Origin of the sequence: Arthrobacter sp. E44 (assembly GCF_041877125.1) — a bacterium.
GTDB lineage: Bacteria > Actinomycetota > Actinomycetes > Actinomycetales > Micrococcaceae > Arthrobacter.
Genome location: NZ_JBHDJA010000060.1, coordinates 1 through 1,171, shown reverse-complemented (window position 1 = coordinate 1,171; position 1,171 = coordinate 1). Strand labels below are relative to the sequence as shown.

Genomic DNA, 1,171 nt, shown 5'->3' with positions numbered 1-1,171 from the left:
GAAACCGAAGGAAGATTCGGAGGCTGAGGCCGCCCGTGAGCTGGTGAGGATGGCCCGTGAACAGGGATTGTCTCTGACTGGTCCGGACGGGCTGCTCAAACAGCTGACCAAGACGGTCATAGAGACCGCGTTGGATGAGGAGCTCACGGAGCACCTCGGTTATGAGAAGCACGACGCGGCCGGGAAAGAGACGGGCAATGCCCGCAACGGGACCCGGTCCAAGACTGTGCTGACGGAGACCGCCGGGCCGGTGGGCATCGACGTTCCGCGGGACCGGGCGGGCACGTTTGAGCCGGTCATTGTCCGGAAGCGCCAGCGCCGGCTGAATGGGGTGGACGAGATGGTCCTCTCGCTGTACGCGAAGGGCCTGACAACAGGCGAGATCAGTGCGCACTTCGCCGAGATCTACGGGGCTTCCGTTTCCAAGGAGACCATCTCGCGGATCACGGACAGGGTCCTCGAGGAGATGAACGAGTGGCAGAACCGGCCGCTTGATGAGGTCTACGCGGCGATCTTCATCGACGCCATTGTGGTCAAGATCCGCGATGGTCAGGTCGCCAACCGGCCGATCTACGCCGCCATTGGCGTCACCCTGGACGGGGAGAAGGACATTCTGGGCCTGTGGGCCGGGACCGGCGGCGAGGGCGCGAAGTTCTGGATGAGCGTTCTCACTGACATCAAGAACCGTGGTGTGAAAGACAGCTTCTTCCTGGTCTGCGACGGACTCAAGGGCCTGCCGGAAGTGGTGGGCAATGTCTGGCCGCTGACGACGGTGCAGACCTGCATCATCCACCTGATCCGCAACACCTTCCGACTGGCCTCGAAAAAGGACTGGGACGCGCTCAAACGCGATGTGAAGCCCATCTACACAGCCCCGAACGCCGCGGCCGCCCGGACGGCACTCGAGGAGCTCACGGAGCGGTGGGGCAGGAAATACGGGGCGATCGTCCGGCTCTGGGAGAACGCGTGGGAAGAGTTCATCCCGTTCCTGGACTACGACGTGGAAATCCGGCGCGTGATTTGCTCGACCAACGCCATCGAATCGCTCAACGCCCGGTACCGGCGGGCCGTGAAGGCACGCGGTCATTTCCCAACCGAGCAGGCCGCGCTAAAGTGCCTGTATCTCGTCACCAGATCCCTCGATCCGACCGGTGCCGGCAGGACCCGATGG

Annotated in this window: 1 protein-coding gene; it reads left to right on the top strand. The window is 63.5% G+C overall.

Annotated elements, in window-relative coordinates:
• Positions 1–1,171, top strand: a 1,171-nt coding sequence (locus ACETK3_RS21305) for an IS256 family transposase (RefSeq protein WP_373993594.1), incomplete at both ends; no start/stop codon positions are given.